Origin of the sequence: Amycolatopsis sp. WAC 01375, assembly GCF_003947325.1 — a bacterium.
GTDB lineage: Bacteria > Actinomycetota > Actinomycetes > Mycobacteriales > Pseudonocardiaceae > Amycolatopsis.
In genome coordinates this window covers 150,823-169,821 of the sequence record NZ_QHHW01000025.1, presented here as the reverse complement: position 1 = coordinate 169,821, position 18,999 = coordinate 150,823, and the positions used below count along the sequence as shown (strand labels likewise).

Here is an 18,999-nt window from a genome sequence, read left to right as displayed (position 1 = left end):
AAGAGTGACCCGGTATTCCGCCGGAAACGACAGTGCGCGATAATGGGGACGAACATCCGCCATTACCGCGCACCAGCCGGAGCACTCAGCCGAGCATGAACTCGCGCGGATCCAGTGCCCTCCCCACCACACGGACGTCGCCGAGCCAGCCGTGGAACGCCTGCTCGACGATCGAGTCGTAGGCGTAGGCGCCGATCAGCCAAGAGCCGCCGGGGTTCGCGATCCCCGTGGCAGGCGTCTTGGGATTCCGCAGCACCGGGCAGCCGTCGACGTAGAGCGTCGTCCGCCTGCCGTCGTTGACGGCGGCGACGTGGATCCATTCCTGCAACGCCAGTTCGTGGCTCCAGCAGGTGGAAATCCCGTTCTGGTTCACCGGGAACACCGCCCACTGGAACGCGGCACCGTCCGAAAGGGACAGTGTGGCCGACGGTTCGCCGGGGTCGTCACCGGTTTTGCCCGCCTTGCCGCCGTCACCTTGCCTGCCGAAGATCGCGGCCCAGGCATGCTTGCCGTCCTTGAAATCCGCGGGCAGTTTCACGTACGCCTCGACGGTGTAGCCGCGGGCGAACGTCTCCGCGTTCATCGGCGCGGAGTCCGCCGTGCGCAGATACCCGCCGCGAGCCGGTTTCTTGCCGCCGTCGAAGCGAAGGCTCGACCTCGACGGCTGCCGCCCGGAGAACTCGCCGGAGAACCGCAGCGCCTCGGGCGCGCTGCCGGGAAGGGTCACCCGGACCAGATCGTTGCCCCGGCCGGAAAGGTCACGGACCCCGGCTACGGGCGCACCCTCACGACCTTCGAACCGCCAGTAGGCCACGGTCCCGCGGATCAGCTGCCGTTCGGCGGGCCGCGCGGGCGGGACCGGGACCGGCGCGAACCCGGCGAACCTCGACTCGAAGTCGACCTCCAGGCTGAAGTAGTCCGCCGGTCCGGTGCGTTCGATCTCCTGTCGTTGCAGTTCGTTCAGCCGCGGCGCCTGGTCCGCCAGCCACGGCGAGAACGTGCGGACGTCGATCACGTTCCGCGCCAGGTCGAACCGGTAGAGCCGGATCATCGCGCTGCCGCCGTAGTAGCGGTCCTGGTAGTTCGTGATGTGCAGATGGACGTCGTGGCCCGCCTTGTTCTGCTTCACCGCGCGTCCCGGCGGCCAGAAGTGCCCGTTGAGGGTGAGGAAGATCTGATCGTTCCCGGCGATCAGCTCGTCCCACACCTTCTGCCCGAACTCCGAGAACTGAGCCTGTCCGGCCTCGTCGGCCCATACCAATTCATGGATGGTCAGAATGGCCGGAAGCCGCGGGTTCCGCGCGAGCACCGACCGCGCCCACTCCAGCCCGCCCGCCGACGGCCGCCAGTCGAGCGCGAGCAGCAGCCACTCGCGCCCGCCCGCACGGAAGACGTGGTGGCTGTTGTAGCCGTCCGGGCTCGCGCCGCGGAAGGTCCGCGAACCCCGTTGCCGCTGCGGACCGAACGCGTCCAGATACGGCGTGCGGCCACGCTGGTCGTCGGTCGAGGACTCGATGTCGTGGTTGCCCGCCAGCGTGCTGTACGGGAACCGGTGCCGGTCCAGGTGCTGGAACGACCGGCTGATCTGGTCGAACTCGCCCGGCTGCCCGTTCTCGGTGAGGTCCCCGAGATGCGCCAGGAAGACGATGTTCTCGTCGCCGCCGGTGACGTACCGCAGCGTGGCGTCCAACGGCGCGGGATCGCCGCGGTCGGCGTCGAAGAGGTACTGGGTGTCGGGCAGGACCGCGAGGGTGAAGCGGCCGTCTTCGGCGTCCGGGCCGTGGTGGCCGAAGGTCGCCGAAGCCGCGGGGGCACCGAGTGCCGGCAACGCGGACACCGCCGCACCGGCGCCGAGCAGGCCCGCACCGCGCAGGAAGGTCCGTCTGGAGGAGTCGTTCACGGCCGCAACCTACGGTCGCGGAGGCAACGCGTCCCGAACCGCGGGTGAACACTTGCCCCGCTCGGTAGCTTCGTCACATGGGGAACGTCAAACGCTGGCCCGTGCTCGCCGGGGTCGGTGTGGTGGTGACCGCGGCGGCCTGGTGGATCGTGGACGAGATGCCGACGGTGGACGACGCCGTCGCGCGGGAGGCGCTGCCGCCGATCGACCGGCATGTGCGCGCGAACGGCTGGTCGGGGAGGCTGGCCGGCTCGGGCCTCGCGGATGTCCGCTGGGTGTGCACGCAGAAGGTGATCGAGACCCGGCCGGACGGCGAGCGGGTCAAGATCGGCCTCGTCGCGAGCTGCGACGAGGTCGCGAAAGAAGGCAACGGGCTCGTCACCGGCAGCGGGTTCCGGCGGCAGCCGATGGTCTACCTCGTCGAACGCACTCCCGACGGGTACCGCGTGCTCGACCGGCAACTGGCGATGGACGGCGCGGGTCACTCGCCTTCGATCAAGGCGATGTTCTCGTGGGTCGGCGCCCGCCGGGTGCTCGACGGCGCGAGCCCGGACGACCCGAAGTCCGTGGCCGCCGCCGCTTTCGGCCTGCCGGAAGGGACCCCGGTGCGGACCGGCCGGTGATCAGTCGCCGTTGCGGTCGATCTTCTTCGGCACCACGAACCACATGACGACGAACAGCACCGCCGACACCACGCCGAGGATCGTCATCGCGATCGGACCGTAGACGACCTTGGCGATGAGCGCGACGGTCGTGGTGATGGCCGCCGCGAGGCAGCCGAGCCCGACGAGGACGGAACGGTTGCCGACGGTGAGGATCCGCTCACGGTTGCCGGTGCGGAACAACAGCCGATGCCATGCGGCGGGCGCCGTGAGCAGCACCGTCGAACAGACCGTGAGCAGGACCGCCGTCAGGTGGACGGCCTTCTCGAACCCGCTCGCCGCGTGGAACTCGTCGGTGAACACCACCGTGAGCAGGAAACCGAAGAGGATCTGGACGCCCGCCTGCGCGACCCGCAGCTCCTGCAGGAGCTCACTGACGTTGCGGGTCAGGCGTTCGTTCTTCGTCTCGCCGGTGTGCTCGACCATTCAGCGGCTCCAGGACCATCGGTTGACGCCTGACCTTTTCGTGCCAGCCGAGCGATGTCACGGACACGACCACCACGGCGAGACCCAGCCACTGAGTACCCGACAAATCGGCGTTCAAGCACAATACGCCGATCACGGCGGCCGTGACGGGGAACGCCAGCTCGGCCAAGGTCGCCCTGGCCGCGGGCGTCGACCGCAGGCCGACGTAGTAGAGGCTCAGCGCCAGCAGGCCGGGGACCAGCGCGAGCAGCACGAGCCCGAGCGCGTTGTCCCAGCCGACCGCGAACTCGCCGCCCTGATAGGCCACGATGCCCGCCGCGACCGGGAGCCCGACGGTGAACCGCAGGGTGGTGACCTCCTTCGGCGCCAGTTCGGTGGAGAGCAGCCGTCCGAGCACCGTGCCCGCCGCCCACAACGCGGCCGCGCCGATCGCCAGCAGCGCCGCCTTCGCCGCGGCGAGCTGGATGTTCAGCGGATCCTTGAACGCCAGCAGCCACGCGCCCAGCAGCGCCGGGATCGCGAAGAGGGCGTATCCCGGGCGGACCCGCTCACGGAGTACGAAATACGCCGCCAGAACGGCGAACACCGGCTGGAGCTTCTGCAGCACCAACGGTGTCACCGGGTCGCCCAGTTTGAAGGCCGCGGTGAACATCGCCGTCGCCAGCGCGGAAGAGCCGCCGCCGATCGCGAGCACGGCCAGCCATTCCCGCGGACCGCATCGGCGCAACGCCCGGAAGGCGCCGGGGATGAACGGGCTCAGCACGAGCACCACGAGCAGGTGCTCCCAGAAGACGACCGTGGCCGCCGGGAGCGCCTCGGCGAGAGGAAGCCTCAGAAGCCCGTCGGTGCCCCAAAGAGCGGCGGCGACCGCGACCAGCCAAGTGCGATCCGGAGGGTTAGTACTCACGTGTCCTGCCCATAGTTTGAGAATGATCGCCCGACGGAGTGACCGCTCTGGCGTGTCCGATTCGGGCGGACTAGGCAGGGGGCATGCGCCCCGTCCCCACACTCGCCCTCGTCCTGTCCGCGGCCGCGTTGGCCCTGACCGCCGGCGCCGGGCCGGCCACCGCCGTCCCCGGTTCCCGCGTCCACGTGATCACCGCCAAGAGCGGCCTCACGATCTACAAACCCGATCTGGTGCCGCCCGGCGCCCGCGCGCACGTCTTCGGGTTGACGTCCAAGGCCCACGGCACCTCGACCGCGGTCCTCGTGACCGGCCTGCTGCCCAACCGCGAATACGGCGCCCACGCGCACACGAAGCCGTGCGGCGCCACCGGAGACCTCGCCGGCCCGCACTACCAGAACGTCGAAGACCCGGTGAAGCCATCGGTGGATCCGGCCTACGCCAACCCCCGCAACGAGATCTGGCTCGACCTCACCACCGACGCCACCGGCCGCGGCGCCGCCGTGTCCAAAGTGGACTGGACGTTCACCGATCGGCGCGCGAACTCCATCGTGATCCACGAAACGCATACGCACACCGACCCGGGACACGCGGGGACCGCGGGCGCCAGGCTGGCCTGTGTGACCGTCGGCTTCTAGCGGCGTTTCCTAGGCGCTGTCCTGCAAGTCATGTTCGCGGTCTTCGCGCCCAGGCGGTCCCTGACGGCACGGGCGGACGCGGCCGAGTACGACCCGGTACGAGGCCGATCCGCCCGCACCGCCAGGAACCACCTGGATCACGAAGCCCATCGAACACACTCACAGGACAGCGCCTAGAACCCCCAGGTGCGTTCGGGCCGGATCCTGATCCGGGCGCCGTACTCCTTGTCGAACTTCGCGATGTCGTAGTCGATCGCCGGGTAGTGCTTCTCGTACTTTTCGAGGTAACCCGGCTGTTCCGAGGGGAGGCCGTCCGGCAGGATCTCGGCCCTGCCACCGATCACCAGGATCGAGCCGCCGTGCTCGTCGCTGTTGAAGTGGAGGCTGACCTCGGGGTTGGCCTCGATGTGCCGGGTCTTCGCCGTGTCCGGCTGACTGAAGACGATGATGTCGTCGCCGTCGAGTACGAACCACACCGGGCGGGGCGAAGGGCGTCCCTTCGGGCTGATCGTGGTCAGCCAGGCGACGTTCTCCTTCGCCCGCTCGGCGAGCCGCGGGTCGGGTCGGTAGCTCATGCCCGACCCAACCACGACCCACCGACATTTCTTCCTCGTCCGCTCAGCGGGACGCGACGAGTTTCGCGTAGCGCGTCCCGGCGCCGAGCAACACCAGACCGGCGAGGAGGAAGGCGGCGACCCTGGCGAGACCGTCGAGCGCGGAGAGGTCGAACAGCACCAGCTTCAGCACCGCCGCCCCGACCAGCACGAACCCGATCACCCGCAGGCTGACCGCGGAGATGCCGCGGATGAGCAGCACCAGCGCGGCGACCGTCCAGGACACCGTGATCACCACGTGGCCGACCAGGAAACCCGAGCGGCCGGGGACGGCCAGCAGCGCGCCGCACAGCACCATCGCGCCCGCCCCGTAGAGCCCGCAGACCCCGGCGAAGAGCCACGGCACCACGTTCTCCGACGCGGCCTTGAACAGCCCGAGCCGGTGCGCGACCCACGGAAGCGTGATCGAGACGGCCAGGATCGCGACGGCCACCAGCAAGGAGGCGGCGAGGTCGGCGTCCGGCCGGTTCCTGACCAGGAAGAACAGCGTCGGCGGGACGTCGAAGGCCAGCGCGATCATGCCGCCGATGACGGCGAAGCCCAGCCCGCCGAAGAGCGCCACGTGCTTCTTCGTCCACAGCGCGACCAGTGCCAGCAGAACGCCTTCGCCGATGAGGATCGCCGAACGGGCACTGCCGTCGAACAGCGTCATCGTCGTCTGCAGGGCCGCGAGGAGCCCGGCGGCACCCGCGAGGTCACCCGTCCAGCCGTCGAGCCACTGCCCGGCCGCCCACACCCCGAGCAGCACCAGCGCCACCGACGCGGTGACGAGCACGGCCGGGGTCTTCGGCAGGAACAACGCGGCGAGCAACGACGGCGCCGGCGCGACGGCCAGCAGGGCGAGCGCGGCGGCGTCCCCCGGCCGCTTGGCCGTGACGATCAGAGCCAGCGCGAGTGCGACGCCTCCCGCGGCCAGCGCGGCGGCGGTGTTCGCCGTGCTGCCACCGAAACCGGTGAACGCCGTACTGAAGACCGACGCGACCAGCGGCGGGATCCCGGCCGCGACCGCCACCGACGGCCACGACTGGCGCAACTGCACCGGCGTCGAAGCGACCTGGACCACCAGCAGGAACGCGACCAGCTGCGGGGTGAAACCCTGCGTGATGATCGGCGCGCAGACCACACAGCCGAGCACGACGGCCGTGGCGAGCAGCGAAGACTTCCACCGCACGGCCAGCAGCAACCCGCCGACCGCGATCAGGAGCCCGATCGCGAGACCGGCGTAGGCCGGGAGGTACTCGTACATCGTCGTCGCGGCGATGGCGTCGAGGTACAGCGCGCCGATGCCGGTGGCGGCGAGCGCGAACGCACCCGTGCGGCCCGCCGGCGTGCGGTGCAGGCGAAGCCCGATCCCGACCAGCGCCGCGCCGAGCACGGCGCCCCCGAGCACCCGCGGCAACGGGCCGAACCAGCCACGCTGGATCGCGAGCACGAGGAACAGCACCACACCCAGCAGCGTGACCGCGCCACCGATCCAGGCCAGCAGCCTGCTGCCGGCGCCTTCCTTGCTCAGCTTCTCGCCGAGCGTGACCTTCGGGGCCGGCTGATACGGGCGGTAGGGCTGCTGCGGCGCGTGCTGCTGCCGGTACTGCTGTTGCTGCCACTGCGCGTACTGCGCCTGCTGGTACTGGGCCTGCTGGTATTGCTGCTGGTAGTGGGCGTACTGCGGGTGCTGGTAGTGGGGGTACGGCTGCTGCGGCACCTGGGGCTGCGGCGCCTGCTGAGCCTGCGGCTGGGGCTGCTCGGCTGGCGGCTGCTGGGCCTGCTCGGGTTGCGGCTGGGCCTGCTCGGCCTGGGGTGCCTGCTGCTCTGCCTGCTGCGCGGCCTGCTCTTGAGACGCCTGCTCAGGCACCTCTTCGCGCGTCGGCTCCGCTCCTGATCGGACGGTCCGCAGCTCCGTACCGACCCGCGCGAGGCGGGCCCCAAGGTCGTCGATCTCCCCGGCGAGCCTGAGGAGCACATCCCCATCGGTGGTCATGGCGATCAGCATGCGGCCTGAGACCCGCCGATGGATCCGTAGCACTACTCAATCGTGATGACGATGTGGTCGCGACCTGCAAGATCATCGCGATCGAGCCCACACCCGGAGGGCCCGCAGAAGGTCGACGTACCGGAAGCCCGGCCAGTTGGCGTCGCAGAAGTACAGCTGGGAATCCTTCGCCTGCCAAAGCAGGAATCCGGACAGCCGGACTTCGCCACTCGTCCGGATGATCAGGTCCGGATCGGGACTGCCCACCGTGTACAGATGCGCGGAAAGGGCGTCCACGGAAACGGTTTCCGCGATCTCCACAAGGGACTTGCCGTCCGCGGCGCCCTCGAGCACGAGATCGCGTACGGCGTCGACGATCTCCTCGCGGCTTCCGTACCCGATGGCGAGAGTCAGCTCAGGCCCCGTCGCGCCGCGAGTGTCCTCTTCGGCCCGCTTCAGCACCTCGGCCGTGGACGACGGCAGCATGTCGAGACGCCCCACAGGCACGACACGCCAGTTCGCACCCGGCGCGGTGAGCCGGTCACGCACGACGTCCTCGATCACCTGCATCAAGAAGGCCATCTCCGGCGACGCACGCTTCGTCAGATTGTCGACCGAAGCGAGATACACCGTCACGTGCCCGATGCCGAGGCCTTCGCACCACGTCATCAACCGCGCGATGTGCCGGGCGCCGTGCCGATGCCCCTCGCGGACGTCCTCGAAACCCATCTGGCGAGCCCAGCGACGGTTGCCGTCGATGATCACGCCGACGTGCCGCGGTAGCGGGCCTCGGCGAAGACGGGCGCGGAGCCGTCGAGCGTAGAGGTCGTCGAGTCTGGTCCGGACGGTCATGGAGGCGAAGCTACCGAAATCGGGTTGTGCGCGAAGGCAATCACAGGCGGTTGTTCATCCCATCTCAGGAGATGTCTAGGCCGCCCTTGACGCTTGCGTCTACCCCTGCCTAGACATACGCTGTGAGAAGACGAGAGGTCATCAAGAAGATCGCTGTCGCCGCCAGGCGGCAACGCGCGGCATGGATCCTGGAACGGGAAGGTGCCAACCACACGATCTACACCTTGAACGGCGTGGTGGTGCCCATCCCGCGCCATACCGAACTGGGCGAGGTCTTCGCCGTCGACATTTTCAAGGAATGCGAAGGCGTCCTAGGGAAAGGATGGTGGAGGAAGTGAAGACCTACCACGCCGAAGTCACTCGCGATGGAAGGTTCTGGCTGATCCGGGTCCGCGAGATCGATCGATCGACCCAGGCTCTCCGCTACAAGGACGTCGTGACGATGGCCAACGAGCTCATCGAAATCATGGACGGTGCCGAGGACGAGTACGACCTACACCTCGAGGTGCACCTGCCGAGTTCTGTGAAGGACCACCAAGCCCGCGCCGAAGTCCTGCGCGAAGAGGCCCAGCGCAAGCAGGCCGAAGCCGCCGCCGAACACCGTGCGGCGGTTCAAGAACTGCTCGCGCTCGGCGTTTCACAACGCGAAGCGGGCGAAGTGCTCGGCATGTCGTTCCAGCGAGTCAGCCAATTGGCGAAGTCGTCCTGACGAACTCGCCTGCGAGACAAAATCGGATGATCAGGCCGAACTCATGAGGGTCACGCTCGCCCACTAAGGTGTTACCCCGATCACGGAGGGTCAGGGGGGCATCATGAGTGATGATCAGGAATCCACAAAGAAGAGCGGCTGGGGTCAACTCGGCCATCAATGGATCACGGCCATCGCCGCACTGGTCACCGCGCTGGCGGGCGCGGGGTTCTTCATCGGCCGCGAGAGCGCGCCGGAACCCAAGGCGGCCTCGGCGGTGACCGTCCCGGCGGGGACCGTCACGGTCACCCAGTCCGCGCCTGGAGAAATCCAGGCGACCGTGAGCAAGTCGGTCCCGCCCTCGCCAGCCGGGAACGGTGCCGGAGTCTACTTTTCGTCCGAAGAATTCGAGTGGGGAGAGTTCAACCTCGACTTCAATCCCCCGCGGTACCTCGCGGGCAAGTACATCTATCCGCTCGGCCGGGCTCTGACGGTCCAAGGCGAGGCAGCCAAGCTCGCCGAATGGCAAACCGACTCGGTACCTGGCAAGGACGAGTGCACGTCCGCCGTCGCGGAGCGTGGCCAAAAATACACGGGGGATCTGGTCGCTTCCAGCCATGTTTGCGGGAAGACGGCGGAAGGACGGGTCTTCCGGTTCGACGTGATCGCCGCCGGTGCCACGATTCGCGGCAAGGTCATCGTCTGGAACAAGTAGGCGGCCCACCTGCGAGTGACAGACACCACAGGCGACAATGGAGGACGTGACAGCCACCCTGAGCAGGCCCGCACTGAAGATCGGCCCCTACGAGGTCGATCCGCCGGTCGTGCTCGCTCCCATGGCGGGCATCACCAACGTCGCGTTCCGGCAGCTGTGCCAGGAGTACGGCGCGGGTATCTACGTCTGCGAGATGATCACCGCCCGCGCGGTGGTCGAACGCCACCCCGGCACCATGCACATGATGACCTTCGGCGAGAACGAAAAGCCCAGGTCCATGCAGCTTTACGGGGTCGACCCCAAGACCATGGCCGAGGCCGTCCGCATCATCACCGGCGAGGGGCTCGCCGACCACATCGACAGCAACTTCGGCTGCCCGGTGGCGAAGGTGACGCGCAAGGGCGGCGGCGCGGCGTTGCCGTTCAAGCGCAAGCTGTTCGCGGACATCGTGCGCGAGTCGGCGAAGGCCGCGGCCGAGGCGGGCGTGCCGTTCACGGTCAAGTTCCGGGTGGGCATCGACGACGACCATCTCACGTACCTCGACGCCGGGCGGATCGCCGAGGCGGAGGGCGCGGCGGCGGTCAGCCTGCACGCGCGCACCGCCGCGCAGCGCTACTCCGGCCAGGCCGACTGGACGAAGATCGCGGCGCTCAAGGAAGCCGTCACCAGTATCCCGGTGCTCGGCAACGGCGACATCTTCTCCGCCGAGGACGCGTTGCGCATGGTCGACGAGACCGGCTGCGACGGTGTCGTGGTCGGACGCGGTTGCCTGGGCAGGCCTTGGCTGTTCGGCGAGCTGGAAGCCGCCTTCGCCGGGCGTCCGCAGCCCACACCGCCGAATCTCGGCGAGGTCGCGAAAGTCTTGCGCCGCCACACGGAACTGCTCGTCGAACACGACGGCCACGACAAGGCGATGCGGGACATCCGCAAGCATATGGCTTGGTACTTCATGGGTTTCCCGGTCGGCTCCGAACTTCGCCGCGGTTTCGCGATGTTGTCCGGGATGGACGAACTCGACGATCTCATCGCCAAGCTCGACCACGACGCCCCGTTCCCCAGTGCCGCCACCGGGCCGCGCGGGCGGCAGGGTTCGCCGGGCAAGGTCACGCTGCCGCACGGCTGGCTCGACGACCCGGACGACGACTGCGTCCCCGAAGCCGAGGACATGCACTCGGGCGGCTGACCGTCCCCGTAAAGTCGGCGTCGTGATCGAGCAGCTGACCATTCCCACCGACGCCGGTTCCTTCGACGCCATCGCGGCGGGCCCCGAAGACGGCCGTCCCGTCCTGTTGCTGCACGGGTTCCCCGAGGCCGCGGTGGAATGGGAGCACCAGGTCGCGACGCTCGGCGTGCTGGGCTATCGCGCGGTGGCACCGGATCAGCGCGGTTACTCGCCGGACGTCCGGCCGGAGCAGGCGTCCGAGTACACCATCGACAACCTCGTCGGTGACGTCATCGCGATCGCGGATCGCTTGGGGTGGAACGAATTCGATCTCGTCGGACACGATTGGGGCGGCGCCGTCGCGTGGTGGACGGCCGACGCGCATCCCGGCAGGCTCCGCAGTCTCGCGGTGATTTCGACGCCGCATCCGGCGGCGCTGGCGGAGGCCATGAAGACCGACGAGGACCAGCACCTCCGGTCGGGGTACATGACCGAATGGCGGCAGACCCGCGTCACCGAACGGCGGATGCTCGAGAACAACGCCGACGCGCTGCGCCGCCTGTTCGACTGGAAGCTGCCGCCGAGCAAGGTCGACGAGTACGTCCGGCGACTGTCCGAACCGGGCGCGCTGACCGCCGCGCTCAACTGGTACCGCGCCGGCCGTCCCGGCGGGAGGATCGGGCCGATCGAGGTTCCGACGCTCTACATCTGGAGCACCGAGGACGCCGCCTTCGGGTCGACGGCCGCGCTCGACACCGCGAACCGGGTCACCGGCCCGTACCGCTTCGAGATGATCGAGGACGCCTCCCACTGGGTGGTCGAAGAGGCGCCCGAAGCCGTCACTTCTTTGCTCGTGGAGCACCTCTCATCCCACTAACAGGGGTAACTCTGGTCGCGGTACCGGTTACAGCGAGCCTGCTGGTTCAGTGGGTCCGGTGAGCGAAACGACCGAAGTGGACACCGAACGCATCGTCTACGTCACCGAGGACGGCGAGCCGACCGGCGAAACCGCGCCCAAGCTGGCCGCGCACCACGAGCACACCAGGCTGCACCTGGCGTTCTCCTGTTACCTGTTGCGCAGCAGTGACCAGGCCCTGCTGATCACCAGCCGCGCCGCCACCAAGAAGGTGTGGCCCCGGGTCTGGACCAACAGTGTCTGCGGGCATCCCGCACCGGGTGAGCCGATCGAAGAGGCCGTCCGGCGCCGCGCCGCCTTCGAGCTCGGCTTGCCCCGGCTGAACGGGCTCCGCTGCGTCCTTCCGGCGTACCGCTACTCGACGCCGCCATTCGATGGAGTGGTCGAGAACGAGTTCTGCCCCGTCTTCGTCGCCTGGGTCGACGACGATCCGGAACCGCATCCGGACGAGGTCGGCGACTGGCGCTGGGTGAGCTGGAATGATTACGCACTGTTGCTGAATGACGATGTGACTGACGTGAGTTACTGGGCGAAAGATCAGTTTTCGCAGCTCAAAGACGCCGAGCCGTTTTCGGCCTTACGGAACGGCACTTCGGTGCGTGACAATGGTGCTCGACCGTCGTCCACTTGAGCGATATTCACTTTGGACCGTACTCATACCTCAAGAGATCCCTCCTATACGACGAAAACCAATTCGTGGCGGAGGTGAGCGTGGCAGCCGACGACGAGGCCGCGCTCCCATCGGGCGCGCCGAGCACCGATCTGCTCAGCCTCCACGAGTCGATCGCCGGGGTGCTCGCCACCCAGGGTGACTGGCGCCGCGCCTATCACCACCTCAAATCCGCCTTCGACCTCGCCCGGGCAGGCAGCCTGCGGGACACGCTGACGTCCAGCTACAACCGCCGCTACCTCGACCAGTGGCTGCACGGCCCGGCGGTCGACCACCGCGGCCCGCCGGGGATCGCGATCGCGCTGGTCGACCTCGACCTGTTCAAGGGCGTCAACGACACTTTCGGGCATCTCGTCGGCGACCGGGTGCTACGTGAAGTGGCCGATCTGCTGCAGCAGGGGCTGCCGCCCGAGGCGTTCTGCGCCCGCTACGGCGGCGAGGAGTTCGCGCTCGTCATCCCGGACGTCGACGCCGCCCGCGCCGTGCGCATCGCGGACACCGCCCGTATCCGGGTGGCCCGCCATCCGTGGCGCCGGATCCGGCCCGGTCTGTCGGTGACGATCAGCGTGGGACTCTCGCACGAGAGCCGCGCGGAACCGAATCCCGCGATGGAACCGGAACGACAGTTGCGCAGTGCCGACGCTTTGTTGTATATGGCGAAACGGGCAGGACGGAACAAAGTCGCCTATCACGATGCGGAATCTTCACGGACGATTCCGCATCCGATGAACGCCGCGGACTCAGCCGGCACCTAGGCCACTCACTCGGCCAACACTCGCACTCTGCGTAGCGGTTTCGAACCTTTTAACGCAGCTTTAACCACGACCGCTCACCCGATCGCATGGACCGCTCGGCGCTTCTCGGTACCTTGGGTGAAGAAAATTCCGGGATGGTTGTCGTCACGAACCCGAGGTGTCCGTACGATAACGAAAGAGCTTCGACCGATTCGTGAAAGGAGACCGAGTGCCCGACGAGCACCACAACCCGGGGACCGGTCGCCACAGCCAAACGGAGAGAAGTTCCGGTGAGCGCGGCCGCAGGGCTCGACGCCGCTCGATGGACACCCACGGCGGGATCAGCGTTTCCGACGTCGTCGCACGTCATACCGGTGAGCGCCCGATCTTCGACCCCGCCGCCGAGGCGCCCGCTCCGCGCCGTCTTCGACAGGACGAGCCGTCTCCCGAGCCTCCGAGACCCGGTGCGCGTGCCGCCAGGGTGGAGCCGCCCGCACCGCGTCGGCCTCGTCCGGCCGCCCCCGTCGAAAGCCCGGCTCCCGCGCCTCGTGCGGCCAACCCCGCCGCACCGCCTGTTCAGACGCCGCCCGCGGAGACCCCGCGCCCGCCTCGCGCACGCCAGCCGCGCCGCACTCCTCAGGCCGCTCCCACCCCCGAAGCGCCGACGCAGCGCCGTCCGCCGGTGGTGAACCCGGGCGCGCAGCAGCAGCCCGTCGCCCCGGCGCCTCCGCGTCGTCCCCGCCGCCCGCCGCAGCGGCCGGTGCAGCAGGCACCGGTCGCCCCGGTCCCGCAGCCGTCCCTCTCGCCCGGTGTCCCGCCGCGGTCCGAGATGGACCGGCTCACGATGACCGACGAGCTCGAAGCGATCGACGACGCGACGATCACCAAGCGCAAGATCGACCACACGCTCGCCCGGTTCTCCGCCGCGCACGACGAACTCGAGGCCGAAGAGGCCAAGAAGCGCGAGCGCCGCGAGCGGCTCGCTTCCCGTCCCGCCGCGCTGCTGGAGCAGACCCGCACGGCCTTGCAGCGCGTGGTCACGACCACCGATTCCGAGCCTGCCGAGGCCTCCGGGGAATCGTCGCCGCAGACCCGCCTGCAGGAGAAGAAGGAACGCAAGACCAAGCAGACGGCCAAGGCGGGCCGGATCGCGGCCGCCGTGGTCGCCGCGCTCGTGTTCCTCTCCATCGGTTCGGCCTGGGGCGCCCAGACCTGGTTCGACGCGAAGTTCAACAACGTCGCCTCGCTCGACGAGGACTCGGCCGACATCCAGGACGCCGCCGGTCAGACCGGCGACGAGAACTTCCTGATGGTCGGCTCCGACAGCCGTGACGGCGCGGCCGCCGAAGACGGCGTCGGCGACGCGGACGGCACCCCGGGCGCCCGTTCGGACACGGTGATGATCGCGCACGTCCCCGCCGACCGGCAGCGCGTCGTCATGGTGTCCTTCCCCCGCGACCTCGAGATCAGCCGCCCCGAATGCAAGCGCTGGGACCCGGCGACGTCGTCGTACAAGGAAGAGACCTCGCCGCCGCAGAAGATCGCGAAGCTGAACACGGCCTACGCGGTCGGCGGCCCGCAGTGCGTCACGAAGGTCATCCAGCAGATCACCGGCATGAAGATGAACCACTTCGTCGGGATCGACTTCAACGGCTTCAAATCCATGGTCGACGCCGTGCAAGGCGTCACCGTGTACAACGAGAAGCCGGTCGACGACACCACGCTCGGCATGATCGTCCCGCAGGCGGGCGAGGTCCGGATCTCCGGCGACCAGGCGCTGAACTACGTCCGGGCGCGGCACGTCAAGGGCGACCCGACGTCGGACTACGGCCGGATCAAACGGCAGCAGGCCTTCCTCGGCGCGCTGCTGAAGACGGTGATGTCGAAGGACGTCATCCTGGACACCGGCAAGCTCAGCGGTTTCATCGACGCGTTCGCCAAGGCCACCTTCGGCGAGAACCTCGGCATCAAGCAGATGATGACGCTGGCGAAGTCGATGCGCGGGATGGGATCGGACAAGGTCAAGTTCCTTACGGTGCCCACCACCGAAGAGGCGAACAAGCGCGGCAACGAGGTCCTGGTGCAGAGCCGGGCGAAGGCCGTCTTCGACGCGCTGATCAACAACACCCCGCTGGAAGAGAAGGCGCCGGCGCCTCCCGCGAGCGACACGGCGGCCGCTCCGACCGGCTCCGCCAAGTCCGGCGGCGCCAAGAAGAGCACCAGCTCAGGCTGAGGATCATTCGTTAGTCCGGGTTCACGTCGGGTTCACTCTGGGATGCGGCTTTTGGTGCCCGTTCCCCGTAGGGTTGGGCCATGCGTGAGGCTTACCATGTCGAACTCGAACAGCTCGCCGAGAACCTAGCGAGCATGTCCCTCCAGGTCGCCGACGCGATGGAGCGGGCGACCCGGGCGTTGCTCGAGGTCGATCTCGGACTCGCCGAGCAGGTGATCAGCGACGACGCGAAGGTCGACGACGCGCGCGCCGAATGCGAGGAGCAGGCGTACGCGCTGCTGGCACTGCAGGCACCCGTCGCGACCGACCTGCGGACCGTCCTCGCCGCGATCCACGCGGCGGAAAGCCTGGAACGGATGGGCGATCTGGCGCTGCACGTGGCCAAGGCCGCGCGCCGCCGCCACCCGGACCCGGTGCTGCCCGACGAGGTGAAGGCCGACTTCGCCAAGATGGGCGAGGTCGGGGTGAGCCTGGCCCGCCAGGTCGAGCAGGTCATCAAGTCCAAGGACGTCGAGGCCGCCCGCACGATCGAGTCGGACGACGACGAGGTCGACGAGATCCACAAGCACCTGTTCACCGTCATCATGGACCGGAACTGGGACCACGGCGTCGCCGCGGCCGTGGACGTCACCCTGCTGGGCCGCTTCTACGAGCGCTTCGCCGACCACGCCGTCTCGGTCGCGCGCCGGATGATCTTCGTGGTGACCGGCAAGATGCCCGGCTACGGGCCCGACGAGCTGTAGGGACTCGCCGAAGGGCCCTTCGCCGCATGTGCCGCGGTGAAGGGCCCTTCGTTGTGTCAACGGCTCAGTGCTCACGACCGCCCTGCGCGGGTGTCGCGAAAGCCACTTTCCGGGACACCCAGCGTCGCGAAAGTGGCTTTCGCGACCTGCCTCGGGCAAGCACGGGGCCGACCTCGCGCGGGTCGTGAGTGGCGATTCGGGTTAGAACCCGAATCGCCACTCACGACCACCCGCACCGGCACTCAACTGGCCAGGCCGCCCGGGAAGGGTTGCGAAAGCCACTTTCGCAACCTTCAGCGTTGCGAAAGTGGCTTTCGCAACGTCGCCTCAGCCTGCCCGCACGCCCCAGACCCCAAGCGCGAGAAAGGCCCCCTTCCCTCGGCTCAGCCGAGGGAAGGGGGCCTTCACGCGCAAAAAGACTCAGCCGAACCGGCCCGAGATGTAGTCCTCGGTCGCCTTCTCATCCGGGTTCGAGAAGATCTTCTCGGTGTCGTTCAGCTCCACCAGGCGCCCCGGCTGGCCGACGCCCGCCAGGTTGAAGAACGCCGTCTGGTCCGAGACCCGCGCCGCCTGCTGCATGTTGTGGGTCACGATGACGATCGTGTATTCCTTCTTGAGCTCGCCGATGAGGTCCTCGATGGCGAGCGTCGAGATCGGGTCGAGCGCGGAGCACGGTTCGTCCATCAGCAGCACGTCGGGTCGCACGGCGATCGCCCGCGCGATGCAGAGCCGCTGCTGCTGGCCACCGGAGAGGCCGCCGCCCGGCTTGTTGAGCCGGTCCTTGACCTCGTTCCACAGGTTCGCGCCCCGCAGCGCGCGCTCGGCGACCTCGTCGAGTTCCTTCTTGCCCTTGGCGCCGCCGAGGCGGAGGCCCGCCACGACGTTGTCGCGGATCGACATCGTCGGGAACGGGTTGGGCCGCTGGAACACCATGCCGATGGTGCGGCGGACCTGCACCGGGTCGACGCCTGCGCCGTAGATGTCCTCGCCGTCGAGCAGCACCTCGCCCTCGACGCGGGCGCCGGGGATGACTTCGTGCATGCGGTTCAGCGTGCGCAGCACCGTCGACTTGCCGCAGCCCGAAGGGCCGATGAACGCGGTGACGTTCCGCGGCGGCACCGAGAGGGTGACGCCGTCCACGGCGTGGAATTTGCCGTAGTAGATGTCCACGTCTTTGACGTCGATTCGTTTGGCCATCTCAAACAGCTCACTTCTTCTTCGGGGCGACAAGACGGGCAAAGAGCATGGCGAGGAGGTTCACGATCGCGATGATCAGCACCAGGGTGAGCGCGGCACCCCAGATCCTGTCGAACGCGACGGTACCTTCGTCGAACGGGTTGCTGACCCGTTCGTTGTTCATCAGAAGCGGCAGAGCGGCCTGCTCGCCACCGAAGATGTCCCAGTTCACGTAGGCGGAGTAGCCCACGAGGACCAGCAGCGGCGCGGTCTCGCCCATGACCCGGGCGAGCGCCATCATGATGCCGCCGATGATGCCGGACAGCGCGGTCGGCAGGACGATCTTCATGATCGTCTTCCACTTCGGCACGCCGAGCGCGTAGGAGGCTTCGCGCAGGTCGTCGGGGACGATCCGCAGCATCTCCTCCGAGGACCGCACGACTACCGGGATCATCAGCAGCACCAGGGCGAGCGACACGGCGAAACCGCTGCGCGGGAGGCCGAACGTGGTGATCCACAGCGCGTAGATGAACAGCGCCGCGACGATGGAGGGGACACCGGAGAGGATGTCCACCATGAACGTCGTGGTCTTCGCCAGCTTGCCGCGGCCGTACTCGACCAGGTAGATCGCGACCAGCATGCCGATCGGGACCGCGATGATCGCGCAGACCACACCCTGCAGCACCGAGCCGATGACGGCGTGTGCCACACCGCCGCCGACCTCGTCCGACAGCACCGAGCCGAAGTCCTCGGTCCACCAGTTGCTGTAGGGGATCCGCTTGACACCGTTGATGACCACCGTGGCGAGCAGCCACACCAGCGGCACGACGGCGATCAGGAACGACAGCCAGATCAGGCCCGTGGCGAGGCCGTTCTTGGCCTTCCGCGCGAGGCTGACCTGCTGGAAGGCGGGGGTGGTGGCGGGGGTTTTCTCGAGCGTGGTGGACATGCTCAGTCCCCCTTCTTGGCGATGATGGATCGCGCGGCGAAGTTGACGATGAACGTCAGCAGGAACAGCACGAGGCCGGCGGCGATGTACGCGCCCGCCGAGATCTCGTTGTTGAGTTCCGCGTAGTCCGCCGCGATCTTCGAGGCGAAGGTGGCGCCGCCGTCGAAGAGGCTCCAGGTGAACTCGCGGCCCACCGCGCCGGTCAGGATGATCGCGAGCGCGATCGTCTCGCCGAGCGCGCGGCCGAGGCCGAGCATGGAGGCGCCGATGTACCCCGCCTTGCCGAACGGCAGCACCGTGGTGCGGATGACCTCCCAGCGGGTGGCGCCCAGCGCCAGCGCGCCTTCGATGTGCGGGGTCGGGGTCCGCTCGAACACCTCGCGGGACAGCGACGTGATGATCGGCAGGATCATCACGGCGAGCACGATGCCCGCGGTGAAGATCGTGCCGCGCATGTCCGGCGAGACGTTGCCCGCCGCGAAGATCGGGATCCACGAGAAGGTGTCGTTGACCCATTGGGAGAAGGGCTCGATCGTCGGCGCGAAGACCATCAGGCCCCACAGGCCGTAGATGATCGAGGGGACCGCGGCGAGCAGGTCGATCACGTAGGCGAACGGCCGGGCCAGCCGCTTCGGCGCGTAGTGGGTCAGGAAGAGGGCGATACCGAGCGAGATCGGCATCGCGATGATCAGCGCCAGCAGCGACGAGTAGACCGTGACCAGCAGCAGGCCCATGATGCCGAACCGCATGTCGCCCGGATCGGTCTGCCAGACCTGGCTCGTCAGGAAGCTCGCTTCGTCGGCCTGGAGCGCCGGAATGGCCTGCACCAGCAGGAACAGTCCGATCAGGCCGATCAGGCCGACGACGAAGACGCCGGCACCGGTGGTCAGGAACTGGAAGATGCGGTCACCGGGTCGCACCGTCCTGGAATTGGGGCTCGCGAGCGGCACCGAGGACTTCTCGGGCGGTGACGCGGCAGGTTGCTCCGAAATCGGGTCCTCCGTGAAGGTCTCGCGGACGCCAGAACGCCCACCGGGGTCGCCGGTGG

Annotated in this window: 20 protein-coding genes; 11 read left to right on the top strand and 9 right to left on the bottom strand. The window is 68.3% G+C overall.

Going from position 1 to position 18,999, the window contains the following annotated elements; translation table 11 throughout:
• Positions 1-85 precede the first annotated feature (85 nt).
• Positions 86-1,900 (bottom strand): LamG-like jellyroll fold domain-containing protein, encoded by a 1,815-nt coding sequence (locus DL991_RS15035; protein WP_125784917.1) that lies wholly within the window; start codon positions 1,898-1,900, stop codon positions 86-88.
• A 77-nt stretch (positions 1,901-1,977) separates the two neighbouring features.
• Between DL991_RS15035 and DL991_RS15030 the strand changes: the two genes are divergently transcribed.
• Positions 1,978-2,523, top strand: a complete 546-nt coding sequence (locus DL991_RS15030; RefSeq protein WP_125784916.1) for a hypothetical protein — start codon at positions 1,978-1,980, stop codon at positions 2,521-2,523.
• Here the strand turns inward: DL991_RS15030 and DL991_RS15025 are convergent, their stop codons facing one another.
• Together DL991_RS15025 and DL991_RS15020 are read right to left on the bottom strand one after the other, a co-directional pair.
• Entirely contained in the window at positions 2,524-2,988 is a 465-nt protein-coding gene (locus tag DL991_RS15025) for a DUF6328 family protein (RefSeq protein WP_125784915.1), read from the bottom strand.
• Positions 2,933-3,895, bottom strand: coding sequence for a DMT family transporter (locus tag DL991_RS15020; RefSeq protein ID WP_125784914.1), 963 nt, complete (start codon positions 3,893-3,895; stop codon positions 2,933-2,935). The genes DL991_RS15025 and DL991_RS15020 overlap by 56 nt, the downstream gene beginning before the upstream one ends.
• Before the next feature lie 83 nt (positions 3,896-3,978).
• Between DL991_RS15020 and DL991_RS15015 the strand changes: the two genes are divergently transcribed.
• Positions 3,979-4,530, top strand: coding sequence for a superoxide dismutase family protein (locus tag DL991_RS15015; RefSeq protein ID WP_125784913.1), 552 nt, complete (start codon positions 3,979-3,981; stop codon positions 4,528-4,530).
• Positions 4,531-4,703: 173 nt separating this feature from the next.
• On the opposite strand, the gene DL991_RS15010 is transcribed toward DL991_RS15015, so the two are convergent.
• The 3 genes from DL991_RS15010 to uppS all read right to left on the bottom strand — a co-directional run bounded on the left by DL991_RS15010 (position 4,704) and on the right by uppS (position 7,965).
• On the bottom strand, positions 4,704-5,105 hold the full coding sequence (locus DL991_RS15010) for a TIGR03667 family PPOX class F420-dependent oxidoreductase (RefSeq protein WP_125784912.1): 402 nt from the start codon (positions 5,103-5,105) through the stop codon (positions 4,704-4,706).
• A 43-nt stretch (positions 5,106-5,148) separates the two neighbouring features.
• The gene (locus DL991_RS15005) at positions 5,149-7,134 is read right to left on the bottom strand and encodes a DUF2339 domain-containing protein (RefSeq protein WP_125785015.1); all 1,986 of its coding nucleotides are present in this window, start codon (positions 7,132-7,134) and stop codon (positions 5,149-5,151) included.
• 72 nt (positions 7,135-7,206) lie between these two features.
• Complete coding sequence (gene uppS, locus DL991_RS15000; protein WP_125784911.1) at positions 7,207-7,965, bottom strand: polyprenyl diphosphate synthase; 759 nt, start codon at positions 7,963-7,965, stop codon at positions 7,207-7,209.
• A 122-nt stretch (positions 7,966-8,087) separates the two neighbouring features.
• On the opposite strand from uppS, the gene DL991_RS14995 reads away from it, so the two are divergent.
• The 9 genes from DL991_RS14995 to phoU all read left to right on the top strand — a co-directional run bounded on the left by DL991_RS14995 (position 8,088) and on the right by phoU (position 15,826).
• The gene (locus DL991_RS14995) at positions 8,088-8,303 is read left to right on the top strand and encodes a hypothetical protein (protein WP_125784910.1); all 216 of its coding nucleotides are present in this window, start codon (positions 8,088-8,090) and stop codon (positions 8,301-8,303) included.
• Positions 8,300-8,674, top strand: coding sequence for a HicB family toxin-antitoxin system (locus tag DL991_RS14990; protein WP_125784909.1), 375 nt, complete (start codon positions 8,300-8,302; stop codon positions 8,672-8,674). Before DL991_RS14995 ends, DL991_RS14990 begins: the two co-directional genes overlap by 4 nt.
• A 103-nt stretch (positions 8,675-8,777) precedes the next feature.
• Positions 8,778-9,368 (top strand): hypothetical protein, encoded by a 591-nt coding sequence (locus DL991_RS14985; RefSeq protein WP_125784908.1) that lies wholly within the window; start codon positions 8,778-8,780, stop codon positions 9,366-9,368.
• A gap of 37 nt (positions 9,369-9,405) precedes the next feature.
• Positions 9,406-10,551 carry a tRNA dihydrouridine synthase DusB gene (gene dusB, locus DL991_RS14980; RefSeq protein ID WP_125784907.1) on the top strand — a complete coding sequence of 382 codons (1,146 nt, stop codon included), beginning with the start codon at positions 9,406-9,408 and terminating at the stop codon, positions 10,549-10,551.
• A 22-nt stretch (positions 10,552-10,573) separates the two neighbouring features.
• The gene (locus DL991_RS14975) at positions 10,574-11,407 is read left to right on the top strand and encodes an alpha/beta fold hydrolase (protein WP_125784906.1); all 834 of its coding nucleotides are present in this window, start codon (positions 10,574-10,576) and stop codon (positions 11,405-11,407) included.
• Positions 11,408-11,465: 58 nt separating this feature from the next.
• Entirely contained in the window at positions 11,466-12,077 is a 612-nt protein-coding gene (gene idi, locus DL991_RS14970; protein WP_125784905.1) for an isopentenyl-diphosphate Delta-isomerase, read from the top strand.
• A 65-nt stretch (positions 12,078-12,142) separates the two neighbouring features.
• The gene (locus DL991_RS14965; RefSeq protein ID WP_125784904.1) at positions 12,143-12,871 is read left to right on the top strand and encodes a GGDEF domain-containing protein; all 729 of its coding nucleotides are present in this window, start codon (positions 12,143-12,145) and stop codon (positions 12,869-12,871) included.
• A gap of 208 nt (positions 12,872-13,079) precedes the next feature.
• Positions 13,080-15,083: an LCP family protein gene (locus tag DL991_RS14960; protein WP_370306317.1), complete on the top strand. Its 2,004-nt coding sequence runs from the start codon at positions 13,080-13,082 to the stop codon at positions 15,081-15,083.
• A gap of 80 nt (positions 15,084-15,163) precedes the next feature.
• Positions 15,164-15,826: a phosphate signaling complex protein PhoU gene (phoU, locus tag DL991_RS14955; RefSeq protein WP_125679662.1), complete on the top strand. Its 663-nt coding sequence runs from the start codon at positions 15,164-15,166 to the stop codon at positions 15,824-15,826.
• 420 nt (positions 15,827-16,246) lie between these two features.
• Here phoU and pstB read toward each other — a convergent pair whose 3' ends face one another.
• Genes pstB through pstC form a run of 3 tightly spaced genes read right to left on the bottom strand, consistent with a single transcriptional unit; the run spans position 16,247 to position 18,871 of the window.
• The gene (gene pstB / locus DL991_RS14950; RefSeq protein ID WP_125679661.1) at positions 16,247-17,023 is read right to left on the bottom strand and encodes a phosphate ABC transporter ATP-binding protein PstB; all 777 of its coding nucleotides are present in this window, start codon (positions 17,021-17,023) and stop codon (positions 16,247-16,249) included.
• 10 nt (positions 17,024-17,033) lie between these two features.
• A complete protein-coding gene (pstA, locus tag DL991_RS14945) occupies positions 17,034-17,951 on the bottom strand; it encodes a phosphate ABC transporter permease PstA (protein ID WP_125784903.1) in 918 nt (305 codons plus the stop codon).
• A 2-nt stretch (positions 17,952-17,953) separates the two neighbouring features.
• The gene (pstC, locus tag DL991_RS14940) at positions 17,954-18,871 is read right to left on the bottom strand and encodes a phosphate ABC transporter permease subunit PstC (RefSeq protein WP_125785013.1); all 918 of its coding nucleotides are present in this window, start codon (positions 18,869-18,871) and stop codon (positions 17,954-17,956) included.
• Between the last annotated feature and the right edge of the window lie 128 nt (positions 18,872-18,999).

What these genes read in the sequence shown, in the direction of transcription:
- DL991_RS15030 (WP_125784916.1), top strand. Translation starts at nt 1,978, where the DNA reads ATGGGGAACGTCAAACGCTGGCCCGTGCTCGCCGGGGTCGGTGTGGTG.
- DL991_RS15025 (WP_125784915.1), bottom strand. Translation starts at nt 2,988, where the DNA reads ATGGTCGAGCACACCGGCGAGACGAAGAACGAACGCCTGACCCGCAAC.
- DL991_RS15015 (WP_125784913.1), top strand. Translation starts at nt 3,979, where the DNA reads ATGCGCCCCGTCCCCACACTCGCCCTCGTCCTGTCCGCGGCCGCGTTG.
- DL991_RS15010 (WP_125784912.1), bottom strand. Translation starts at nt 5,105, where the DNA reads ATGAGCTACCGACCCGACCCGCGGCTCGCCGAGCGGGCGAAGGAGAAC.
- DL991_RS15005 (WP_125785015.1), bottom strand. Translation starts at nt 7,134, where the DNA reads ATGCTGATCGCCATGACCACCGATGGGGATGTGCTCCTCAGGCTCGCC.
- uppS (WP_125784911.1), bottom strand. Translation starts at nt 7,965, where the DNA reads ATGACCGTCCGGACCAGACTCGACGACCTCTACGCTCGACGGCTCCGC.
- DL991_RS14985 (WP_125784908.1), top strand. Translation starts at nt 8,778, where the DNA reads ATGAGTGATGATCAGGAATCCACAAAGAAGAGCGGCTGGGGTCAACTC.
- dusB (WP_125784907.1), top strand. Translation starts at nt 9,406, where the DNA reads ATGGAGGACGTGACAGCCACCCTGAGCAGGCCCGCACTGAAGATCGGC.
- phoU (WP_125679662.1), top strand. Translation starts at nt 15,164, where the DNA reads ATGCGTGAGGCTTACCATGTCGAACTCGAACAGCTCGCCGAGAACCTA.
- pstB (WP_125679661.1), bottom strand. Translation starts at nt 17,023, where the DNA reads ATGGCCAAACGAATCGACGTCAAAGACGTGGACATCTACTACGGCAAA.
- pstA (WP_125784903.1), bottom strand. Translation starts at nt 17,951, where the DNA reads ATGTCCACCACGCTCGAGAAAACCCCCGCCACCACCCCCGCCTTCCAG.